General features: G+C 45.0%; 22 protein-coding genes. 3 read left to right on the top strand and 19 right to left on the bottom strand.

Features of this window, described 5'->3' with window-relative positions; translation table 11 throughout:
* Positions 1-167: 167 nt before the first annotated feature.
* Positions 168-1,262: an alanine racemase gene (gene alr, locus OCU46_RS01225; RefSeq protein WP_141273570.1), complete on the bottom strand. Its 1,095-nt coding sequence runs from the start codon at positions 1,260-1,262 to the stop codon at positions 168-170.
* An 8-nt stretch (positions 1,263-1,270) separates the two neighbouring features.
* Positions 1,271-2,671, bottom strand: a complete 1,401-nt coding sequence (locus tag OCU46_RS01220; RefSeq protein WP_141273568.1) for a replicative DNA helicase — start codon at positions 2,669-2,671, stop codon at positions 1,271-1,273.
* A 271-nt stretch (positions 2,672-2,942) separates the two neighbouring features.
* Here OCU46_RS01220 and OCU46_RS01215 point away from each other — a divergent pair, with 271 nt between their 5' ends.
* Positions 2,943-3,665: a DUF481 domain-containing protein gene (locus tag OCU46_RS01215; RefSeq protein ID WP_141273566.1), complete on the top strand. Its 723-nt coding sequence runs from the start codon at positions 2,943-2,945 to the stop codon at positions 3,663-3,665.
* A 69-nt stretch (positions 3,666-3,734) separates the two neighbouring features.
* Here the strand turns inward: OCU46_RS01215 and rplI are convergent, their stop codons facing one another.
* The 7 genes from rplI to nsrR form a co-directional block, all read right to left on the bottom strand.
* Positions 3,735-4,187: a 50S ribosomal protein L9 gene (rplI, locus tag OCU46_RS01210; protein ID WP_141273564.1), complete on the bottom strand. Its 453-nt coding sequence runs from the start codon at positions 4,185-4,187 to the stop codon at positions 3,735-3,737.
* A 32-nt stretch (positions 4,188-4,219) separates the two neighbouring features.
* Positions 4,220-4,447: a 30S ribosomal protein S18 gene (gene rpsR / locus OCU46_RS01205; protein ID WP_000090472.1), complete on the bottom strand. Its 228-nt coding sequence runs from the start codon at positions 4,445-4,447 to the stop codon at positions 4,220-4,222.
* 16 nt (positions 4,448-4,463) lie between these two features.
* Positions 4,464-4,766 carry a primosomal replication protein N gene (gene priB / locus OCU46_RS01200; RefSeq protein WP_208733580.1) on the bottom strand — a complete coding sequence of 101 codons (303 nt, stop codon included), beginning with the start codon at positions 4,764-4,766 and terminating at the stop codon, positions 4,464-4,466.
* A gap of 8 nt (positions 4,767-4,774) precedes the next feature.
* Positions 4,775-5,164 (bottom strand): 30S ribosomal protein S6, encoded by a 390-nt coding sequence (gene rpsF / locus OCU46_RS01195; protein ID WP_017027503.1) that lies wholly within the window; start codon positions 5,162-5,164, stop codon positions 4,775-4,777.
* Between the two features lie 467 nt (positions 5,165-5,631).
* On the bottom strand, positions 5,632-6,369 hold the full coding sequence (gene rlmB / locus OCU46_RS01190) for a 23S rRNA (guanosine(2251)-2'-O)-methyltransferase RlmB (RefSeq protein WP_141273562.1): 738 nt from the start codon (positions 6,367-6,369) through the stop codon (positions 5,632-5,634).
* 12 nt (positions 6,370-6,381) lie between these two features.
* Complete coding sequence (rnr, locus tag OCU46_RS01185) at positions 6,382-8,838, bottom strand: ribonuclease R (RefSeq protein ID WP_141273560.1); 2,457 nt, start codon at positions 8,836-8,838, stop codon at positions 6,382-6,384.
* 101 nt (positions 8,839-8,939) lie between these two features.
* Positions 8,940-9,365 (bottom strand): nitric oxide-sensing transcriptional repressor NsrR, encoded by a 426-nt coding sequence (gene nsrR / locus OCU46_RS01180; protein ID WP_141273558.1) that lies wholly within the window; start codon positions 9,363-9,365, stop codon positions 8,940-8,942.
* A 109-nt stretch (positions 9,366-9,474) separates the two neighbouring features.
* Between nsrR and hmpA the strand changes: the two genes are divergently transcribed.
* Positions 9,475-10,659: an NO-inducible flavohemoprotein gene (gene hmpA, locus OCU46_RS01175; RefSeq protein ID WP_141273555.1), complete on the top strand. Its 1,185-nt coding sequence runs from the start codon at positions 9,475-9,477 to the stop codon at positions 10,657-10,659.
* A gap of 69 nt (positions 10,660-10,728) precedes the next feature.
* Here hmpA and OCU46_RS01170 read toward each other — a convergent pair whose 3' ends face one another.
* The 10 genes from OCU46_RS01170 to tsaE all read right to left on the bottom strand — a co-directional run bounded on the left by OCU46_RS01170 (position 10,729) and on the right by tsaE (position 21,406).
* Positions 10,729-12,045, bottom strand: coding sequence for an adenylosuccinate synthase (locus tag OCU46_RS01170; protein ID WP_141273554.1), 1,317 nt, complete (start codon positions 12,043-12,045; stop codon positions 10,729-10,731).
* A 139-nt stretch (positions 12,046-12,184) separates the two neighbouring features.
* Positions 12,185-12,370, bottom strand: coding sequence for a DUF2065 domain-containing protein (locus OCU46_RS01165; protein ID WP_017027510.1), 186 nt, complete (start codon positions 12,368-12,370; stop codon positions 12,185-12,187).
* Positions 12,371-12,439: 69 nt separating this feature from the next.
* Entirely contained in the window at positions 12,440-13,420 is a 981-nt protein-coding gene (gene hflC / locus OCU46_RS01160; RefSeq protein WP_141273552.1) for a protease modulator HflC, read from the bottom strand.
* 2 nt (positions 13,421-13,422) lie between these two features.
* Complete coding sequence (gene hflK / locus OCU46_RS01155) at positions 13,423-14,613, bottom strand: FtsH protease activity modulator HflK (RefSeq protein WP_141273550.1); 1,191 nt, start codon at positions 14,611-14,613, stop codon at positions 13,423-13,425.
* A 45-nt stretch (positions 14,614-14,658) separates the two neighbouring features.
* Positions 14,659-15,948 (bottom strand): ribosome rescue GTPase HflX, encoded by a 1,290-nt coding sequence (gene hflX, locus OCU46_RS01150; RefSeq protein ID WP_141273548.1) that lies wholly within the window; start codon positions 15,946-15,948, stop codon positions 14,659-14,661.
* A 49-nt stretch (positions 15,949-15,997) separates the two neighbouring features.
* On the bottom strand, positions 15,998-16,258 hold the full coding sequence (gene hfq / locus OCU46_RS01145) for an RNA chaperone Hfq (RefSeq protein ID WP_017027514.1): 261 nt from the start codon (positions 16,256-16,258) through the stop codon (positions 15,998-16,000).
* 163 nt (positions 16,259-16,421) lie between these two features.
* Positions 16,422-17,354 (bottom strand): tRNA (adenosine(37)-N6)-dimethylallyltransferase MiaA, encoded by a 933-nt coding sequence (gene miaA, locus OCU46_RS01140; RefSeq protein ID WP_141273546.1) that lies wholly within the window; start codon positions 17,352-17,354, stop codon positions 16,422-16,424.
* The gene (gene mutL, locus OCU46_RS01135) at positions 17,347-19,278 is read right to left on the bottom strand and encodes a DNA mismatch repair endonuclease MutL (protein WP_141273544.1); all 1,932 of its coding nucleotides are present in this window, start codon (positions 19,276-19,278) and stop codon (positions 17,347-17,349) included. The genes miaA and mutL overlap by 8 nt, the downstream gene beginning before the upstream one ends.
* Positions 19,275-20,945 (bottom strand): N-acetylmuramoyl-L-alanine amidase, encoded by a 1,671-nt coding sequence (locus tag OCU46_RS01130; RefSeq protein WP_141273542.1) that lies wholly within the window; start codon positions 20,943-20,945, stop codon positions 19,275-19,277. Before OCU46_RS01130 ends, mutL begins: the two co-directional genes overlap by 4 nt.
* Positions 20,942-21,406, bottom strand: a complete 465-nt coding sequence (gene tsaE / locus OCU46_RS01125) for a tRNA (adenosine(37)-N6)-threonylcarbamoyltransferase complex ATPase subunit type 1 TsaE (RefSeq protein WP_017027518.1) — start codon at positions 21,404-21,406, stop codon at positions 20,942-20,944. Before tsaE ends, OCU46_RS01130 begins: the two co-directional genes overlap by 4 nt.
* Before the next feature lie 198 nt (positions 21,407-21,604).
* Here tsaE and queG point away from each other — a divergent pair, with 198 nt between their 5' ends.
* The gene (queG, locus tag OCU46_RS01120; RefSeq protein WP_141273540.1) at positions 21,605-22,717 is read left to right on the top strand and encodes a tRNA epoxyqueuosine(34) reductase QueG; all 1,113 of its coding nucleotides are present in this window, start codon (positions 21,605-21,607) and stop codon (positions 22,715-22,717) included.
* Positions 22,718-23,048 lie beyond the last annotated feature (331 nt).

The raw sequence follows: 23,048 nt of genomic DNA, 5'->3' as shown, positions 1-23,048 counted from the left end.
ATAGCCAAAGCGACTCGATTGCTAAGCTCCCCTGATACAGGTAATAGCGACCGTGCCTAGCACCATCACTTAAATAATTTCATCTAATGTACCGTGTTCCACGGTTGATGTGGGATTATCACTGAAGCGTTTCACGCAATTGTTGAGTTAGTTCACAGTTTAGTTGGCTAAATACTGTCTTTAGTGTAAACAGGTATCACACGAGAGGTGAGTTTGGTCACCAACTCATAACCAATCGTCCCTACGTACCTTGCGACTTCTTCTACGGGCAAAGCTTCTCCCCAAAGTACGGAAGGGTCACCTACTTTGTCGCTAGCATCAGGCCCGAGATCAACAGTCAGCATATCCATCGATACTCGTCCTACTAATGGAACCTTGCGATTGTTGACTAACACAGGAGTGCCATTTGGTGCCATGCGAGGATAGCCATCACCATATCCCACAGCAATCACACCGATCTTGGTATCTCGATCTGAAGTCCAGTTTGCGCCGTAACCCACGCTTTCACCGGCCTTAAGTTCGTTAACCGCAATAAGGTGCGAGCGCAACGTCATCACTGGACGGTAACCTAACTGCTGAGCATTCTTATCACTAAACGGAGACACCCCATACATGATGATGCCAGGTCGTACCCACTCAAAATGGCTATCACTACGAGACAAAATGCCAGAAGAAGCTGCAATTGAGCGTTCGCCAGTACAATTAGCAGTCGTACTCTTAAATAGCTCAATTTGTTGCGAAGTGATTGGATTCTCTAGTTCGTCTGCGCAGCCAAAATGGCTCATATAACGCAGCGGATGTGCCACGTTTTTGCAGTTATGCAGTCGCTGAATATACTCGTCATAATGTTCAGGGCGCACACCTAGACGGTGCATTCCTGTATCCATTTTCAACCATACCACTACAGGATTTTCTAGCTCTGCTTGATCCAGAGCCTCTAACTGCTCTTCGCAATGCACCACGGTTTGTATGTTGTTGGTGACTAGGATAGGTAGATCACTCGCCGAGTAGAAGCCTTCTAGTAACAGTACGGGTTTAACAATCCCCCCCGCACGAAGCTGCAGCGCTTCCTCAACACGAGCCACGCCAAAGGCATCGGCACCTTCGGCATGTTTGGCCACTTCTAATAAACCGTGCCCATAACCATTAGCTTTAACTACTGCGAGTAAACGACTGTTAGGCGCTTGCTTATGCAGTAATTCGATATTATGGCAAAGAGCATCGGTATTGATTGATGCAACAGCGGCCTTTAATCTACTCATGCCACTTCCTACTCGTCATCATAATCGAATGCAGGACCTGCGTAGTTATCAAAGCGAGAGTACTGTCCTTGGAAGGTCAAACGAACTGAACCGATAGGGCCGTTACGCTGTTTACCGAGAATAATTTCTGCGGTGCCTTTCATAGAGCTATCTGGGTTGTAAACCTCATCGCGGTAGATAAACATGATCAAATCGGCATCCTGCTCGATCGCACCTGATTCACGAAGATCCGAGTTGATCGGACGTTTGTCTGCACGTTGCTCCAAGGAACGGTTAAGCTGCGAAAGCGCAACAACCGGCACTTGTAGCTCTTTCGCCAATGCTTTCAAGGAACGCGATATTTCGGAGATCTCCAAAGTACGATTGTCTTGCATACCTGGAACGCGCATCAATTGCAGGTAGTCAACCATGATGAGACTTAAGCCACCGTTATCACGGGCGATTCGTCTTGCGCGAGAGCGTAATTCTGTTGGTGTTAACCCTGAGCTATCATCAATGAACATATTCTTCTTTTGCATCAGAATACCCATACTTGATGAGATACGAGCCCAATCTTCATCGTCTAGTTGGCCAGTACGAATCTTGGTTTGGTCAACGCGAGATAACGAGGCAAGCATCCTCATCATAATTTGTTCTGAAGGCATCTCTAGAGAGAAGATAAGAACGGGCTTATCAGAGCTCATCGCTGCGTTTTCACACAGGTTCATCGCAAATGTGGTTTTACCCATAGATGGACGAGCCGCAACAATAATCAGATCAGACGGTTGAAGGCCTGCCGTTTTCTTGTTCAGATCGTTAAAGCCAGAATCTACACCTGTCACGCCATCTTGCGGAGTTTTGTATAGCTCCTCGATACGCTCTAGGGTTTTCTCAAGAATGTTATCTACATTCTGAGGACCATCTTTCTCATTACTGCGCTCTTCTGCAATCGCAAAAACTTTACTCTCTGCAAAATCCACAAGATCACTGGATGAACGACCTTGTGGGTCATAACCCGCATCGGCAATCTCGTTAGCAACACCAATCAGATTTCGAACGACTGCTCGCTCTGCCACTATCTCGGCATAGGCATTGATGTTTGCCGCACTCGGAGTGTTCTTTACAAGGTCAGCTAGGTAAGCAAACCCACCCACATCTTCAAGTTGCTCACGACGCTCTAAGAACTCGGATAGCGTAATTAAATCAAGTGGCTGGCTGTCTTCAAGAAGGGTTTTTACCGCTTCGAAGATCAATCTATGCGGGCGACTATAAAAGTCTGATGCCATCACTTTTTCGGCAACGGTATCCCAACGCTCATTATCCAGCAATAATCCACCAATTACCGACTGCTCAGCCTCTAATGAATGTGGAGGCGCTTTGATTGCATCGACTTGGGAATCTTGTTTTGTGTTTGTTCGTTGATCTACCATGAATGTGCTCAGTGACTTGCTGTTCTTTGCATTATACCAATGCTAATGATGATGTGTTTAGAAAATTAACTTTAATAGACATCGTCATAAAAACTAACCGCTTATGACGTTGTCTCAAGAGTGACAGGTTTGAAGTTGAGTTAACACCCATTGTATAATTTTTTACCTAGGCTTGACGCTTAGCCAAAGAGTTAGGGTACAATGCGCCAGCGCTATTTTATGCTAGAGGTATTTCGTGTCGAAAAAATTGCTATTTTGTCTGGGGTCTCTGATGTGCTCAGTGCTCCATGCGGAAGAGCTTACTGATACGGATATCGAGAGCCCTTCCCCCTTTAAGAGTGAAGTCGAGTTTGGTTATCAGGCTCACTCTGGAAACTCAGACTCAGAATCCATGAACGCACGACTGAGTGGTGAGTACATCAAAAACCGCTATCGTCTTACTGGTGAGTGGAAATACTACCTACTGTATAAAGACGGCGAAGAAGATAAACGCCAATCTACCTATGATCTTCAGGGAGACTATAAGCTCGGGCCTAAGAGCTACGCATATTCGAGTTTTAATGGGTATGACTCAAAGTACAGTTCCTACTATACCGACTACACAGTGTCTATGGGTTTGGGTTATCAATTAACCAATACCAAGCATCTATTGGTAGAAGGGGAACTGGGCCCTGGTTATCGTTACCAAGAACCGAACTTGGATGAGATTGGCGATGACGATATCGTTTTTCCTGAAACCGTCCAAGAGGCCATCATACGTGGTAACCTGGCTATGGTTTGGAAACCAATTGAGTCATTATCGATAGGTGGCAAGATTACTGTCGTTGCGGGTGAAAGCAATACGCGAACCGATACTGAGATTTCTGTCATTAATGCCATCACCGAAGATATTGCACTAAAGTTAGTACACAACCGACAGCACCATAACAAGGTGCCTAGCGGATTAAGTAATACCGACTCGGTCTTCTCTGTGAACTTACTGTTTCTTTTCTAATTACAAATTTCAGACATAAAAAAACACCGGCCGAGGCCGGTGTTTTCAAATCGTCATTAGAGTAAAGAATTACTCTGCAGGTACAACTTGTAGGTTCACAGTTGCGAAAACTTCAGAGTGAAGTTGAACGCTTACTTCGAACTCACCAGTGTTACGTAGTGCGCCTTCAGGAAGACGAACTTCGCTCTTAGCAACTTCAACGCCAGCAGCTGTAACAGCGTCAGCGATGTCACGAGTACCGATAGAACCGAATAGTTTGCCTTCGTCACCAGCTTTAGAAGCGATAACAACAGCTTCTAGAGCGTTAACTTTCTCAGCACGAGCTTCAGCAGCAGCTAGTTGCTCAGCAACTTTAGCTTCTAGTTCAGCACGACGAGCTTCAAACATTTCAACGTTAGCTTTAGTAGCCATTACTGCCTTATTTTGAGGAATAAGGTAGTTACGAGCGTAACCAGATTTAACGTTAACAGTATCGCCAAGTGCACCTAGGTTACCGATTTTATCAAGTAGAATAACTTGCATTATTTAATCCTCTATTTAATAAACGGTGCCGATTACTGATGCTTATCAGTGTACGGCAGTAGTGCTAGGTAGCGAGAACGCTTGATTGCACGAGCTAGTTGACGCTGATATTTAGCGCTTGTACCAGTGATACGGCTAGGTACGATTTTACCAGCTTCAGTGATGTAGTTTTTAAGAGTTGCTACGTCTTTGTAATCAATCTCTTGTACGCCTTCTGCAGTAAAACGGCAGAATTTACGACGACGGAAGAAACGAGCCATGGGCTATCTCCTGATCTTAAATTTGAGTGATATCTTCGGCATGTAAAACCAGTTTTCCTGAGCCATTTCGACTCATTTGATAAGCAACAAAGCCGCTTACCCTGATTGTACTGCCTTTAACTAGTTCTTGAGTTAATGTGTGTGACCCTTTGCCACTCACCACTACAGGCATTCGACAGTAAACCTGTCTTGGAAGCTCAGCTTCCATCACATTTGAGCGATGCTCGAGCCAAAATTGGCAATGTGATATCCCCGAGGGGCTTTGCGTTCGAATAGGGTCTTTAGCAACAATGCCGCTTAAGTCCATTCGATTGGTCATACAATCAATTACTCAGCAGATGCTTCTGGCTTAGCTTCAGTACGCTCTTCGCGACGAGGAGCACGCTCTGCACGCTCTTCTTTTTGCTTAAGCATGATTGATTGCTCAGTCACAGCGCCTTTAGTGCGCATGATCATGTTGCGTAGAACTGCATCGTTAAAACGGAAAGCAGTTTCTAGCTCGTCGATCACAGCTTGATCAGCTTCAACGTTCATAAGAACGTAGTGAGCTTTGTGAAGCTTGTTGATTGGGTAAGCCAGTTGACGACGACCCCAGTCTTCTAGACGGTGGATAGTACCGCCAGCTTCGTTGATAGAACCAGTGTAACGCTCGATCATGCCAGCAACTTGCTCGCTTTGATCAGGGTGCACCATGAATACGATTTCGTAATGACGCATGTGTTGCTCCTTACGGATTATTAGCTTCCACGAATGGCTCGGTCGTCCAGAGGAAGCAAGGAACTAAAGATAAATGACCGAGTTTTAAGGACGGCAAATAGTACAGAAAGCAGTCAGTAAGATCAAGTAAAAAAGGGGTATCTGGAGAATATAGTTTTTCTGCCGCCCGTCGTCTCTCACCAGTTAGGGACACTTATCCATAAGCTATTGTTTATTAAGGACACTTCAAACGGACTGGGAAAGGTCAATATGGAACTCTTTCGTGTATTTTAGTTAGGTGAAAACCTGTGCCAAATTCTCTACGCCAGACTCTTCAATCATCCGCTTACGCTCAGGAAACGCCAAAACGTTACCACCCCGCCGTTTCTCATTGTCGATATAAATCGGCGAAGGGCTAGTCGGTATGAGCTAATCCTTGATACAAAAATAGGAGCCGAAGCTCCTATTTTATCATGGGTTAATAGCGCTTAACCTTGACGTTGTCTCACAGCTTCAAATAAGCAGATGCCTGAAGCTACAGAAACGTTGAGGCTTGATACTGAACCTGCCATAGGGATCTTAATCAAGTCGTCACAGGTTTCACGAGTAAGACGACGCATGCCATCTCCCTCTGCACCCATCACAATCGCTAAAGGACCCGTTAGCTTGCTTTGATACACATCATGAGTCGCCTCTCCTGCCGTACCTACAATCCACACGTTCTGTTCTTGTAGGTGACGCATAGTACGCGCTAGGTTAGTCACACGAACCAATGGTACGGTTTCCGCGGCGCCACACGCCACCTTGCTAACCGTCGCTGTTAGAGGCGCTGATTTATCTTTAGGAACAATCACTGCCGCTACACCCGCTGCATCAGCATTACGCAGACAAGCACCTAGGTTGTGTGGATCCGTGACGCCATCCAAGATAAGAAGTAATGGGTTAGCTTCAGAAGCTAGAATCGTATCTAAGTCGTTCTCATTCAGAGCTTTTGCTGGCTTAACACGGCCAATAATACCCTGGTGGTTTGCGCCCTTGGCTTTATCATCCAGCGCCTTACGGCCTGTTTGCTGAATGGACACACCAAATGCCTGAAGCTGATTGATTAAAGGTAACAAACGGTCATCCTGACGCCCCTTTAAAACAAACGCTTCGATAAAGCGTACAGGATCTTTCTCTAGTACCGCTTTAACTGCGTGGATACCGTAAATATATTCGTTACTCATTATTTGCTTCTCTTATTTCTTCGAACCACGAGCTTTATTCTTGCTGCTACGTGCTTTACTCTTGCGGGCTTTTTGCGACTTTCGCTTCTTAGATGCAGGTTTCTCATCAGAGCTGCCATCAGGGCGAACCGTAGGTTCTACCATAGTCTTCGCACGTTTGGAGCGACCTTTTCCTGCTGCGCCCTCTTTCTTTTGGTCAAAGCGCTTTGCTTCTTCGACTAAGCGCTTCTTCGCCGTTTTTCCTTTGCCTTTAGGCGTACGTACAGTACCGGCTAATTCAAAATCAATTTGTTTGTCGTTAAGGTTAACCGCTAGCACTTTCACCTTAACCTGATCGCCTAAACGATATATCTGGCCCGAGCTTTCACCCACCAATCTTTGGCTTACTGCATCATAGCGGTAGTAGTCATTGGCTAGTGCGGATATATGCACTAAGCCATCAATGTGCAGTTCAGTCAGCCTAACAAAGAAGCCAAAACCAGTCACATTAGCAATAACACCATCGAGTTCTTCACCCACATGGTCTTGCATGTACTCACACTTTAGCCAATCGGCTACATCACGAGTCGCATCATCGGCACGGCGCTCTGTCGTTGAACATTGCTCACCAAACACATCCATATCATCAAAGGAGTAATGAAAACCGCCTGTTGGAGTCCATCGGTCTTGGTTGTGACCTTCCTGCTTGGCAATTAAGTACTTGATTGCACGGTGTAACAACAAGTCAGGGTAGCGACGAATCGGAGAAGTGAAGTGTGCGTATCGCTTCAGAGCTAGGCCAAAGTGCCCGGCGTTGTCGGGATTATACACAGCTTGCTTCATTGAGCGTAGCAACATTGTCTGAATCAGTTCTTTGTCCGGACGTTGGGTGACAACGTGCATCAAATCAGCATAATCAGTAGGAGACGGTTCAAGCCCACCATTCAAAGTCAGGCCAAGCTCACTCAAGAAGTCTTTGAAGCCAACCAGTCGTTGCTCTCCCGGAGATTCATGGATTCGATACAGAGCAGGTTCTTTTAGTTTCTCTACAAGTGAAGCCGAGGCAATGTTCGCCAAAATCATGCACTCTTCAATGAGCTTATGTGCATCATTGCGAATTACCGGTTCAATGCGGTCAATCTTTCTATCCGCATTAAAGATGAATTTAGTTTCTACCGTTTCAAACTCTATCGCGCCTCTACCGTCTCGAGCAGTTTTAAGAACTCGATACATGTTGTGCAGCTCTTGAAGGTGCGGCACCAACGGCTCGTAACGCTGATTAAGCTCTTCATCACCATTGAGAATATCGTTCACCTTGGTATAAGTAAGGCGAGCGTGAGAGTTCATCACAGCTTCATAATGCTTATAACCAGACAGTTTACCGCTTTCGGAAACCGTCATCTCACAGACCATACACAAGCGGTCAACTTCCGGGTTCAATGAACACAATCCGTTCGAAAGTACCTCAGGTAGCATAGGCACAACTTGAGAAGGGAAATATACAGAGTTGCCGCGATTAATGGCTTCTTTGTCTAACGCAGAGTCGGGACGAACGTAATAACTGACATCTGCAATAGCTACCCATAGTCGCCAGCCACCGCTTTTTTTCTTTTCACAGAAAACAGCATCATCGAAGTCTCGAGCATCTTCACCATCGATAGTTACTAGTGGCAACTCTCTAAGGTCAACACGCCCTTTTTTAGCCTGCTCTGGTACTTCTTCTTCAAGAGAAGCAATCTGTTTGGTGACTTCTTCTGGCCATTCATTGGGAATTTGATGAGTGCGAATAGCGATTTGAGTTTCCATGCCCGGTGCTAGGTTTTCCCCTAGTACCTCAACCACTTGACCTGTCATGCCTCGAGAACGACTCCCCCTGTCGGTGATCTCGATAACCACGACATTCCCCATGCGAGCACCCATTCTATGTTCTTTGGGAATAAGGATATCTTGGTGGATTCTTGAATCGTCGGCAACAACATAGGCTTGTCCAAACTCTAAGAAGAAGCGACCCACGATCTGCATAGAGCGCTCTTCAAGTACTCGAACAATACGAGCCTCTTTTCGACCTCGTTTATCAGTGCCTGATTCTTGAGCGAGAACATAGTCACCGTGAATGATGCCACGCATCTGATGGAATGGCAGAACAAGGTCATGTTCCTTGCCAATCACGCCCTCAGGGCGTACCCATCCATAGCCATCTTTATGACCAATTACATGCCCTTTTATCATCTCGAGTTTTTCTGGCAAGGCGAAGCATTGACGACGAGTAAAGACCAACTGACCATCGCGCAACATAGCATTTAGCCTGCGACGTAAGCCTTCATATTGTTCTTCACCATCAAGCTCAAGGGCAGTAAATAAATCATTGCGATTCATTGGTGCGCCAGCACTTTCTAGAAAGCTTAAAATGAACTCTCTACTCGGTACTGGGTTTTCATAATTTTTCGCCTCTCGATCTGCATGGGGGTCAAGAGAATTAGAATCGGACATGGGGGTGCTCATTAATTAGAATAATTGTGTAAAGTATATTCTAGTAATGCCCTACAAGGAAAAAATGCTTTAAAAATTAATGAAATATTCGCTTTTTACGTCTAGCCCTTAGACAACAGAATCATCAGTTCTGAATTATCATCCACCAAATCATCAAGATTGCATTTATCTAGCTCTGCTAAAAACGCTTCCTTTGCGTTATGTAGGTAGCCTTTAAGTCGGCATGCAGGGGTAATATGGCAAAATTCTGGAGAACAGTTGATTACTTTAAGTGGCTCTAACTCTCTGATCACATGCCCTATATTTATTTCACTCGCTGGCTTATTCAACCTAATGCCACCATTCTTACCTCGAATAGTTTCAATAAAGCCAGTTTGACCTAGTTTGTTAACGATCTTAACCATGTGGTTGCGAGAGATATCGAACACTTCACTGACTTGTGTAATGTTGGTCAGTTCATCATCTTTAAGTGCAGCCAAGTAGATGAGTGTGCGAATGGCATAGTCAGTAAAGCTGGTAATTTGCATAGTGGTACTCCGTATCGTTCCACAAGTGTAATTCTTTTGTTGACTTTAATATACATTTTCTACAACATTAAACATGACTTTAAAATACACCTTTAAATGGATAACTAAGATGTTAGAACAGAAAACCATTGATATCGTTAAAGCTACCGCCCCACTCTTGGCAGAAACGGGCCCTAAATTAACGACGCATTTCTATGATCGCATGTTTGCTCATAATCCAGAGCTGCAAGATATTTTTAACATGAGTAATCAGCGCAATGGCGACCAAAGAGAAGCATTATTTAATGCTATCTGCGGTTACGCTTCTAACATCGATAACCTAGGTGCTCTATTACCTGTTGTAGAAAAAATCGCACAAAAGCACACCAGCTTCATGATCACCGCAGAGCAATACAACATCGTTGGTAGCCATTTATTAGGCACCATTGACGAGCTATTTTCTCCAGGCCAAGAAGTACTTGATGCATGGGGCGAGGCTTACGGTGTTCTGGCTAATATATTCATCCAACGTGAAGAGCAGATTTACGTAGCCAATGAGCAGAGTCGAGGCGGTTGGCGTGGGCTTCGCGAATTCGAAGTAATAGAGAAAAAGGATGAGAGCGCGGTAATAACCAGCTTTGTATTCAAGCCAGTTGACGGTGGATCAGTTGCTGACTTTAAGCCAGGACAATATCTGGGTATCTACCTCAACACACCGAAATTTGAAAACCAAGAAATCCGCCAATACAGCCTATCGGCAGCCGCCAATGGCAGCACCTACCGCATTTCAGTGAAGCGCGAGGGTGAAGGTAAAGTGTCTAACTTCCTGCACGATCACCTGCAACAAGGCGATATTGTCAAACTTGCACCACCTGCAGGCGATTTCTTTTTAGATTCAGAATCGAAAGAACCTGTCGTGCTTATCTCTGCAGGTGTAGGCCTTACACCTATGTTATCCATGCTAGAGACGCTTGAACAAAGCGACCAAGCGGTAACTTGGTTACACGCTGCTGAAAATGGCGAGCAGCATGCCTTTAAAGAACACGTATCTCAGCTTTGCAACAGCACGGATAACTTTGAGCACTTCACTTGGTATCGTAGTCCGCTAGCATCGGACCTTCAATCTGAAGACTATCAAGCAGAAGGGTTGATTAACCTGTCTAAATTGAGCCAAAAACAGCTACCAAAGAATGCCAAGGTGTACTTCTGCGGCCCTGTTGCTTTCATGCAATCTGTCGCTCAGCAACTGATCGAGCTAGGCTATGCCAAAGAGCAATTAAACTATGAGTGCTTTGGACCACATAAGGTTCTTTAATTCAAAGCAGAATAGCAGATACAAAAAAACCGGCGATTGCCGGTTTTTTTATTCAAGGTGCCAATTCAATTAAGAATTAAATGGGTGAACCTTGATCATAGTCTCGTTACGGTCAGGACCGGTAGAGATGATATCGATAGGCACGCCTGTTAGCTCTTCGATGCGCTTGATGTAATCTAGAGCCGCTTGTGGCAATTGCTCAAGAGAAGTTGCACCGAATGTTTTTTCAGACCAACCTGGTACTGTTTCATAGATAGGCGTTGCTTCTTCAAATGCTTCTGCAGCCATTGGAGAAACTTCTAGTACAGAACCGTCTTTCATCTTGTAACCAGTACAGATTTTCAGTTCTTCTAGACCATCTAGTACGTCTAGTTTAGTTAGACAGAAACCAGTGATTGAGTTGATTTGAACCGCGCGGCGCATAGCTACTGCATCGAACCAACCAGTACGACGTAGACGACCAGTCGTTGCGCCAAACTCATGACCAACATCACCCAAGTGTTTACCTACTGGGTCTTGCTTGTCCAAGCCATCATATAGCTCAGTTGGGAACGGACCAGAACCTACACGAGTACAGTACGCTTTTGCGATACCTAGAATGTAACCGATATGACGAGGACCGAAACCAGAACCTGCTGCTACGCCACCTGCTGTGGTGTTAGAAGACGTTACGTACGGGTAAGTACCGTGGTCGATATCTAGAAGCGTACCTTGAGCACCTTCAAACATGATTTTGTCGCCACGCTTACGTGCTGCGTCAAGTTCATCAGTTACATCAATAACCATTGAAGTAAGAAGATCTGCATAGCTCATCGCTTGCTCTAGAACTTCTTCGTAGCTTACTGTGTCTGCTTTGTAGAAATGCTCTAACTGGAAGTTATGGAATTCCATTACTTCTTTTAGTTTTTCAGCGAATGCAACTTTGTCAAACAAGTCACCAACGCGTAGGCCGCGACGAGCAACTTTATCTTCGTACGCTGGACCGATACCACGACCCGTAGTACCAATCGCTTTTTTACCACGTGCAATTTCACGAGCTTGGTCGATAGCCACATGGTAAGGAAGAATTAGAGGACACGCTTCTGAAACGAATAGACGCTCGCGTACTGGGATTCCGCGCTCTTCAAGAGGCTTCATTTCTTTCAGAAGTGCTTCTGGAGAAAGTACAACACCGTTACCGATAATGCATTTCACATTATCACGCAGGATGCCTGATGGAATTAAGTGTAGAACGGTTTTTTCACCGTCAATAACTAGAGTGTGGCCTGCATTGTGACCGCCTTGATAGCGCACCACATACTTCGCATCTTCAGTTAAAAGGTCAACGATTTTACCTTTACCTTCGTCACCCCATTGGGTGCCTAAAACAACTACGTTATTTCCCATCTTTCCAAATCTGATTGCTAGTTAAAAAAGGATTCTAGCACCGAAAAATCAAATTTGCAGTCATTTTTTAAACACTAACCATAAAATAATGGCGGTTATTCAAATTGATTTAAGCTAGAAGCAAAAACTTTATTAATACTCACAGTAACATAAAGGTAATTACTGCTCCGGCAACAACAAGGCACCCACCCAGTCTTCTAAGCTGATTGTCAGGCTGTTGGCTGAGTTGCGCCATCATATTGCGCCATGCATTTGGAGCAAGTAATGGACCTATCCCTTCCAATATTAAAACCAAGCCTAAAGCAATCCATATCCCTTGAGACATATCTACTTCCTATTTTGTATGAATAAAAAAGGCTCCTATTAAAGGAGCCTTTGCGATATCTAGTTGATATTACTTGCGAGGTGCGCCACTAGAATCGTTCATGAAGCGGAAGAAGTCGCTCTTCGGATCAAGAACCATGATGTCCCCTTTCTCAGAGAACGATTTCTCATACGCTCTTAGTGAACGAACGAAGCTGTAGAACTCAGGATCTTTGTTGTACGCTTCAGAGTAAATCTTAGCTGCAGTTGCGTCTGCGTCACCACGAGTTACTCGAGCTGTTCTATCGGCTTCAGCAAGTACAGTCGCTACCTCTAGCTCAGCTTGAGCTCGGATAACTTCTGCCTTCTCACGACCTTGAGAACGGTGCTTACGCGCTACAGATTCACGCTCTGCACGCATACGACGGTAGATAGACTCAGAGATTTCATCCGGTAGGTTGATCTTCTTCATTCGGAAGTCAACAACGCGAACACCCAAGTCATCCATAGCACTTTGACGAGTATCGTTAAGTACTACTTCCATGATCTTATCACGCTCACCATCGATCTCTACTGCTTCACGAGCTGCTTCAGAAACCGTTTCATCTAGCTCATCCTCATCTGGTAAAACAGCCTCATTTCGAGGACCCGATACAATCTGCTTGATTTCGCGAGAACCGATTTCAGCACGAAGCACATCGGTCACTTTACGTTCCAATAGCGCTTGCGCTGTCAGTGAATTACCACCACCTGTTGCTAGGTAGTACTGACCGAAGTCTTCGATACGCCATTTCACATACGAATCGATGATCACGTCTTTTTTCTCTGACGTTACAAAACGGTCAGAACGGCCATCCATAGTCTGAATACGTGCATCTAGACGCTTAACGTTGTCAAACAGTGGCATCTTGAAGTGCAAGCCCGGTGGGTAAATACGGGACATATCTGTGTTGTCTTTCAAGATACGACCAAATCGAACCACGATACCGCGCTCACCTTCAGGTACAACGAATACCGACATTAGCATTAGTGCTAGTGCAACCACCAATACTGGGATCATTAACTTACGCATTCCTAGTATCTCCCTTGACGAGTAGTAGTTGAACGAGTGTCAGTTGAAGACGGCTGCGGTGTTGTCTCCGCATCTAGCTCTATTTGATCGTACGCTGAAGACGACTTACTAGAGCGTTTAGTTGCTGAACCTTCTTGACCCGCTAACTTATCGATTGGCAAGTACAGTAGGTTGCCGCTTGATTCTGAATCAATAAGCACTTTAGATGTATTTGAGTACACTTCTTCCATTGTATCTAGGTACAGACGGTTACGAGTAACCTCTGGAGCTGCTTGATATTCTGGTAGTAGTTTCTCGAACTGAGCCACTTGACCAAACGCTTCGTTAACGATGCGCTCGCTGTAACCCAATGCCTCTTTCTTCAGACGCTCTGCACGACCTGTTGCTTTCGGCAAGATTTCATTCTTGTAAGCTTCTGCTTCACGAATGAAACGCTCCTCATCCTCACGCGCTGCGATAGCGTCATCGAATGAGTCTTTAACTTGCTCTGGTGGACGTGCTGACTGGAAGTTGACGTCAACAACAAGGATACCCATGTCATAACCATCAATAATTTCATTCAGAGTCTCTTGAGTGCTTTGACGAATTTGCTGACGACCACTTGTTAGGATGCTGTCCATCAAAGAGTCACCGATTACCGCACGTAGTGCAGAATCTGTCGCTTGACGCAAACTGTCATCAGCGTTCGTTACGCGATACAAGTACTTGTACGGATCTGATACGCGGTATTGAACACCCATACCAACAGTTACAACGTTTTCATCCTTCGTAAGCATTAAGCCTGAAGCTTGCAGTGCACGAATTGCTTGAACGTTAACTGTCGTTACTTCGTCGACAAAACGTGGACGCCAGTTCAGACCAGGGTCTACGATACGATCGTATTTACCTAAACGAAGCACTACGCCACGCTCTGCTTCACCTACGGTGTAGAAACCAGAGGCAACCCAGATAACGATAGCGACTACAGCAATCAGTCCAAAACCAACAGCGCCACCGCCGCCTGACGATGAACCACCACCACGCTTACCAAATTTACCACCCAGCTTTTGACTCAGCTTGCTAAATACTTCGTCTAAATCTGGCGGTCCTTGATTGCGACCACCGGATTGCTGATTGCCACGATCTTTATTACCCCAAGGGTCATTATCGCGGCCATTGTTTCCGTTGTTATTTCCAGGCTCGTTCCACGCCATTAGAAAACTCCATCACTAGATATGACGTTATAAAGTAACAGTCTTTTAACCGACTATAAAGTCGTCCAACTGCGCCTCTTCCCTCTTTTGCAGTCTAGCCCAATCGGCTTGCTGCATTCGAATATCAATCAACAAGTTACCTTCTGAATCATATGCTTCTTGTCGAATAGATTTCATGTTGAAAAATACACTGCGTAAACGCCCCTGATACAGGGGAGGTATACTCAGGGTATATTCGACCATTTGACTCGCTAAGCGTTCAGTCAACGCTTGAAACAGTAGGTCTAAACCCAAGCCTTCCATCGCAGAAACCCACACAGTAGTGGGCACACCCTCTTCGTTATACTCAATACGAGGAGACTGCTGTTCCATGTTGTCTATCTTGTTCATGACAAGTAAGACTGGGATCTCGTGCGCATCAATCTCTTCTAAAACGATATCGACGGCTTGGACATTCTCTCTGAAACGTTCGTCACTAGCATCTATAACATGTAACAAGATGTCTGCTTCTTGGGTTTCCTGCAAGGTTGCCTTAAAGGCTGCAACCAAATCATGCGGAAGGTGACGTATAAAACCTACCGTATCCGCTAGGATAGCTAGGCCTACATCGTCTAACTCTATCTTACGTAGAGTTGGGTCCAAGGTAGCAAATAACTGATCAGCAGCATAAACGCTAGCTTCAGTAATTCTATTAAACAGAGTGGACTTGCCGGCGTTGGTATATCCAACCAAAGAGACTGTCGGGATTTCAGCTCGCTTTCTTGCTCTGCGACCTTGTTCGCGTTGCTTAGCCACCTTTTCTAGGCGACGTAAAATCGCTTTGATTCGATCTCTAAGCAAACGACGGTCGGTTTCAAGCTGGGTTTCACCCGGCCCTCTTAAACCGATACCACCTTTTTGTCTCTCCAAGTGAGTCCAACCACGAATCAATCGAGTGGAAATATGACGCAATTGCGCCAACTCTACTTGCAGCTTACCCTCATGGGTTCTCGCCCTTTGAGCAAATATATCCAAGATAAGACCCGTACGGTCTAGCACTCGGCATTTGCACAACTGTTCTAAGTTTCGTTCCTGAGCAGGAGAAAGGGAATGGTTAAAGATAACTATCTCAGCCTCAAGTTGCTGAACAAAATCAGCAATTTCTTGTGCTTTACCCTCACCCACAAAGTACTTCGCATGGGGGGATTGACGGCTACCCGTTATGGTTTGCAGGTTGTTAACACCCGCAGAAGACACTAACATCTCAAATTCAGCTAGGTCTTCCCACTCCCCTTCTTGTGTAAAATTAATATGAACAAGTACCGCCTGTTCACCTGATTCATACCGGTCAAACAAGCGATAAGCTCCTTACACAAGATACTTGATGATTAAATAACTTTTTCAATTAGTCTTCAGATTTCTCTTGAGTGCGATCTGCACGTTCATTACTGCTGTGATGAGTTACTGCTCGCGCAGGAACTACTGTCGAAATAGCATGCTTGTATACCATCTGATTAACGGTATTTTTCAGTAGGATAACAAATTGGTCGAAAGACTCGATTTGACCCTGAAGCTTGATGCCATTGACAAGATAAATAGAAACCGGCACGCGCTCACGACGCAGTGCGTTTAAGAATGGGTCTTGTAAAGATTGCCCCTTTGCCATTGTTATTTTCCTTATTAGTATGTTGTTGTAATTATTTAGCAAGTGACAGTAGAAAAATTGTACTGTTTACGCATCCTAGCTAAACCAAATAATACCTCAATAAATTCTACGTTCCGTGTAGAGGTATTATTCATGTAAAACGATCATATTATACACAGCAAATTCAATTAGATGCTATGACATTTGCGATAGTTTCTACCCCATGATCGATATTTTGACTATCGAGCCAAGTTAGGTCTTTCCAACTACGAAGCCAAGTAATCTGGCGCTTCGCTAATTGCCTTGTTGCACAGACCCCTTTGAAGATTGCCTCATCAAAGCTGTACTCCCCTTCTAGGTAGCCCCACATCTGACGATAGCCTACACAACGAATTGAAGGAAGATCTGGATGCAAATCAGTGCGTTGATGCAAGGCTCTTACTTCATCTTCAAACCCAGCCTCCACCATTTTTTCATAGCGAAGCTCGATACGTCGATGCAGTTGAGAGCGTTCTTGAGGCGCAATAGCAAACTGTTTCACATCATAAGGGATAGGCTCTCCCTTCTGTTGCGTCAGCTCTGTTAGCGACTTTCCAGAAATGCGAAAAACTTCTAAAGCGCGAGATAAACGCTGCGGATCATTGGGGTGAATACGCTCCGCTGAGACTGGATCTATCTGTTTTAGTTCATCATGCAGGGCTTGCCAGCCCTTTTGCGTGGCTTCTTGTTCGATTTGTGCACGAATTTCTTGATCAGCGGCAGGCAATGGCGAAAGCCCCTCTAATAGAGCTTTGTAGTACAACATAGTGCCCCCTACTAGCATAGGGATCTTACCTTGCGCGGTAATCTCATCCATTAGCTGTAGTGCATCACGACGAAAGTCTGCTGCTGAGTAGGATTCTACTGGGTCGATAATATCAATCAGGCGATGAGGGGCAGCGGCTTGCTCTTCCGCTGTCGGCTTGGCCGTACCTATATCCATCCCTTTGTATATTAGCGCTGAGTCCACACTGATTAGCTCAATGGGAAAGCGTTGTCGAAGGCGAATCGCCAGTTCGGTTTTACCGGAGGCCGTTGGGCCCATTAAAAATATGGCCAAAGGCAATTTATCATTCATGTGATAGCGCTTTAATTTGGGTGGAAAAATCCACTAATTGAATAAGTTTCTTATCTTTTAAGTTTAGACCCTGTGCGGACGCACCCTCCAAGTCAGAGAGTAGCTGAACCGCCTCTGACAAAGTGTAGGTCTTATTTTGTTCTGCTACCTGAGAAGCTAACCACAAGCTTAACTGCTCAAACGACAATTGCTGTCCGTCGCTCAACATATCGATGAGCTTTGAAAACAGCTGCTGAAGATTGTGATGCCTCAGAGGTTGGGGGACTGCCATTATCATCACTTTGGCTCCCGCTTTAAACATCAACTGAATCGCAAAACGCTCAAGCATAGGCTGCATTTGTTTGAGTAGATCGATATCTTCACTTCTTACTCGCAATGCAAGAGGAATCAACAGCGGCTGCTTAACCAACTGTCTTTGATCTACTGACAATTGCCCTCGAAGTTTTAATATTTCCGCATATGACAAAGCGAGCAGCCCGCATCCAGCATCGGTGTTGATCAACAAGAAACGCTCATTAACCACGGTTAGCGCTTTCCCTAACTGATTTATAGGCTGAGCCGCAACTGAGGGTGGTGTCTCTGTAACAGAGCTAGACTCAACGGTCATGAGTTGCTGATAGACTTTCGCTTCTTGCTCAGACACCTGAGGCTTTGGTGCTCTTGGCGTATTATTCTGTCCCCAACTTGAGCGAGCCTGCCCTTCACTTCGCTGTGCAGTACGAGACGATTCTGCCGATTCCACCCTATTTGGGTATGCAGGAATCTGCTGCATCGCCTGCGCTTCTCTTTGTGAAGGCGACGGTGATGATGGCTTCGACTCTGGGCTAGGTGTGACTGTGGATTGCTCTGTTTCACTTACAGTCGATTGCTGTGGATGAGGTGTAGCGAACGCACTCTGTCGTCTCTCCTCTGAGACAATCTGTTGCGACTGACCTAGCGCATCGACAAGAGCTTGATAGATAAAGTCATGCACTAATCGCGCTTGATGAAAACGCACCTCATGCTTCGCTGGGTGGACATTCACATCCACTTGATGAGCATCTATCTCGATGAACAGCACGTAAGCTGCAAACTGTTCTGGGCGTAATGCGAGTTCATAGCTTTGGCGAATAGCATGATTGATGAGTTTATCGCGCATCATTCTGCCGTTCACATAACAGTACTGTAGATCACCTTGAGAACGTGCTGCAGCAGGCGTGGTTATCCAACCACACAACTTGAGATCTTGATGTTGCAACTCGACCTTAAGCATGTTGTCTGCAAAGTTTTTTCCACAGACAGATTGAATGCGTTGCTCTATTTGGCGATCAGTTTTTGCTGCACGATACTGTTTAACCAGCTTGCCATTGTGTCTAAGGTTAAGAGTGACATCAAAGCGGCTTAAGGCAATACGCTTTAACAGCTCTTCAATATGAGTAAACTCTGTCTTTTCAGTCCGTAGAAATTTTCGTCTTGCTGGGGTATTGAAGAAAAGATCCAATACCTCAACCGAAGTCCCTACAGGGTGGGCAGTCGGCTGCAGTTTAACCTGCATATCTCGGCCTTCAGAATAAGCGGCCCACGCTTGCTCTTGTGTCGCTGTTCTTGAGGTTAAGGTTAAGCGAGAGACTGAACTGATACTTGCCAGTGCTTCTCCACGAAAACCAAGGCTCATGATAGCTTCAAGATCATCTAAGGTCGTAATTTTAGAGGTCGCATGTCGGCTCAGGGCAAGTTGAAGTTCATCCTTAATGATGCCCTTTCCGTTATCCCTGATGCGAATCAGTTTACTGCCACCTTTTTCAATATCAATATCGATACGAGTAGCACCAGCATCGATGCTATTTTCAACGAGCTCTTTCACCACAGAGGCCGGCCTTTCAACCACCTCTCCAGCTGCTATTTGGTTTGCCAGTCTTGCTGGTAGTATCTTAATTTCGCTCATCGATTTGGAATAATCAGCGTCTGTCCAATGGCAAGTTCATCAGAACGAAGGTTATTGGCGCTGCGAATGCTACTTACAGTCACCCCATACTTAGAGGCTATTTTACCCAAAAACTCTCCTCGCTGAACCTTATGACGCCTGATTGGTGCGTCCTTTACAGCAACAGTAATCTTAAGATTTTGCCCGACACGTACCGTATTTGATTTAAGATTATTCTCTCGCTTTATCGAAGCGACCGACACCTTGTATCGACTGGCTATCTTGCCTAAGTACTCTCCAGATTTCACCACATGGGTGACTGTCTTGGTTTCTACGGTATTGAGTGTTTTCGTCGGAACTGATGCACCAGGGATAGTCAGCTTCTGGCCAACTTTGACTGTATCGCTTTTCAGGTTGTTAGCCGATTTAATCGCACTCACGGATACTCCGTGTTTTTGAGCAATCTTCGATAAGAAGTCACCTCGCTGAACAACATAGGTTCCACCGTGATTAGGGCTGTTATCAAATCCGGTCCCTTCAGGCGGGTTCTGTTTTAAGTAGGTCACGACTGCACGTGATAAAGCACTCGCCAACTTATCTTGATATGAACGTTGAAAGAGAAGTTTCTCTTCAGTCGGATTTGAAATGAACCCTGTCTCAACCAACACAGATGGTATTTGAGGTGAGCGCAACACCGCTAGGCTGGCTTCACTTGGCTTACTTTTATGTAGACGAGCGACCTTTTTCAACTCACCGAGTATCTCTGTTGCTAGCTTCTCACCCTCGCGCTTTGAATGGGTGAACTGCAGATCCAGCAATGTTTGGTTTACGTTTTTATCCGCTCGGGTCACTGTGGAAGTGCCACCTAACTTCTGAGATTGACGTTCTTGGTTTTCTACCCAGCGAGAGATTTCTGTGTTACGACGGCGATCATTCAAGAAGAAAACCGAAGCACCTCTTGGTTGAGGTGAGGTAAAGGCATCTGCGTGCACAGAGATAAATAGGTGTGCTTTCTCACGGTCGGCAATCGCGACGCGCTGATCTAAATTCACATAGTAGTCACCCGTTCGAGTCAACTTAGCTCGAATACCTGGGGTAGCATTCAATTGCGCAGCAAGCTTTCTTGAAACACTCAGTGTGGTGTGCTTTTCATATTTACGGCTCGGCCCAATAGAACCTGGGTCTTTACCACCGTGGCCAGGGTCAATAACAATAACCACATCTTGTCGACTAGGTACGGTAGTCTTTGTTGCAACAACTGGCTTAGCCGCTGGTTCAGATTGGCTTGTAGCTGAAAGAGGGAAATCGATAACTAAACGATGACCAGCACCATTTCCAGGATTAAGCTTGAATAATTTAGGTGAGGACTTTCCCTTCAACTCAAACACCAATCGAAAGGTGCTTTTATTAGGAGGAGAACTCTCTCTTACTTTCGTTAAGATAGGGCTCTTGGTTACCGACTTAGGTAATTTAGAACGATTAGATGTGTTCTTAAGATCCACAACCAAACGGTCAGGACTACCTAAAGTGAAGTAGCTGAATTCGGCTGACTGGCTAAGATCAATAACAGTCCTTGTTTCTTTATTGGTGGTCGAAATGCGGATGTCCTTTATCTCATTCGCTTGCACAGCGGCAAATAACGAAGAAACAAACAACAAGGCAAACGCCCATATTGAATTCTTAATCAATTTAGCTCCAGCTTTTCAATCAGTGTTAATCCATTGTCACTGTTTGCGGTAATGGTAGCGACACGACCCTCGCCTTGATAGCGAATGTCGATATCTAAATCTGCTTTAGGAAGCAACCCTTCCCCTTTCTCTGGCCATTCTACAAGGCAGATTGCGTCAGGGGTAAAATAGTCTCGAATTCCCATAAACTCGAGTTCTTCAGGATCAGCAAGGCGGTAAAGGTCAAAATGATATACCTGCCAATCTTGCAAATCATAGGGTTCAACCAAGGTATAAGTTGGGCTCTTAACGTTACCTTTATGCCCCATAGACTGGATAAAGCCACGACTAAAGGTGGTTTTTCCTGCACCAAGATCACCATGTAAATAAATGGTTGTTTGCTCTGAGCATAGAGCTGATAAATTCGCTCCCATTTTTACTGTGTCATGCTCATCTTTGAGGGAGAAGTGCTTCTGGGTCATAAAAGAATAGTCTTTACTTGGTTTCATTAATAATGACCTAATTATCTCCACTCAGCGCGTTTTGTCGAGCAAACCCGCCTCTTTGGTAGACTATGACCAAGAAATTTCGTTCAAAAGTACTTCGAATGAGTTGCAGTGTTACATGTCGACAAGTTTATTCGCTAAAATAGACTCAACTCTCTTCGAATGACAGCATCAATGAATCTTCAATATTTGGCAGATCAAATCAAACTTTGGGGCAATGAACTCGGGTTCCAAAAAGTAGGAATAACCGATGTCGACCTCTCTTCGCATGAAGAAGGCCTAAAGAAATGGATTGCTCATGGCTACCACGGCAGTATGGAATGGATGGAGCGAAATGAAGATAAGCGCCTGCATCCGGAAAAGCTGCATCCTGGCACGTTAAGAGTGATAAGTGTGCGTTTAGATTACCTTCCTCCGGAAGCTCATTTCGCCAGTAACCTTTCAGATCCTGCCCAAGCCTATATTAGTCGCTATGCGTTAGGTCGTGATTACCATAAGTTAATGAGAAACAAACTCAAACACTTAGCCAAGAAAATCGAAGATGAACTTGGGGAGTTGAACTACCGCCCCTTTGTTGATTCGGCTCCGGTGTTGGAGCGTCCATTAGCCGAAAAAGCAGGCCTAGGCTGGACGGGCAAACACTCCTTGCTACTCGATGAAGATGCAGGCTCATGGTTCTTTCTTGGCGAGCTATTAATTGGTTTGCCCCTTCCTGTCGATGCTCCGGTAGAAAACCAATGTGGAAAATGCCGCTCTTGCATCACAAGTTGCCCTACAGGGGCAATAATCGAAGATGGTGTCATTGATGCTCGCAAATGCATTTCGTATCTAACCATAGAATATGATGGAATCATTGAGAGTGAACTTAGTGATGCTATGGGAAATCGCATCTATGGTTGTGATGACTGCCAACTGGTATGCCCGTTTAACCGACATGCGCAACTTACGCAGCAAACAGACTTTCATCGACGAGAGAGCATTAAAGACAGCAACCTAATTACGCTTTTCTTATGGAGCGAACAAGAGTTCCTTAAAAACTTCGAGGGCTCGGCAATACGCCGCATCGGTCACTTGCAGTGGTTGCGAAACCTCGCTATTGCTTTAGGAAATAGCGCTTACAGTGACGAAGCCATAACAGCTCTAGATAGCAGACTTGGGCTTTGTGACGTTTTGGACCACCATATCACCTATGCTATCGAACGGCTTAACTCTCAGACTCCATTAACCTCCACCAAACAACAACGATTAATTCGAATTGTTCAGAAAGGACTGCCTAGAGATGCCTAGCTAGAGAGGCTATGTCATCCCCCCTAGAATATTCAGAACAAATATCCATTAGTAAAACCAAATAAGTGCCATCAAACGCATGTTGAACCTTTAATTCAGCATAAAATGGTAAGTACATTGGTAATGTGGAAAAAGAATATAAAGCAAGTCTCATTTCGACATGCCCTAAAGTTAAACACAGACACGGAATATGATGAAGATCAAATAAAGTGACATTTAAGATCAATTTATTACATTCTCACGATCAAAAATAAATGCCCACAAGCCTTATATTACAAGGTATTAGGCTATGAGTAATAACTGTCGACTTTCTTATGATGAAATTAGATCT

Origin of the sequence: Vibrio comitans, assembly GCA_024346835.1 — a bacterium.
Classification (GTDB): Bacteria; Pseudomonadota; Gammaproteobacteria; order Enterobacterales; family Vibrionaceae; genus Vibrio; species Vibrio comitans.
The sequence above is the reverse complement of the archived record's forward strand: the minus strand, read 5'-3'. Positions and strand labels throughout refer to the sequence as shown.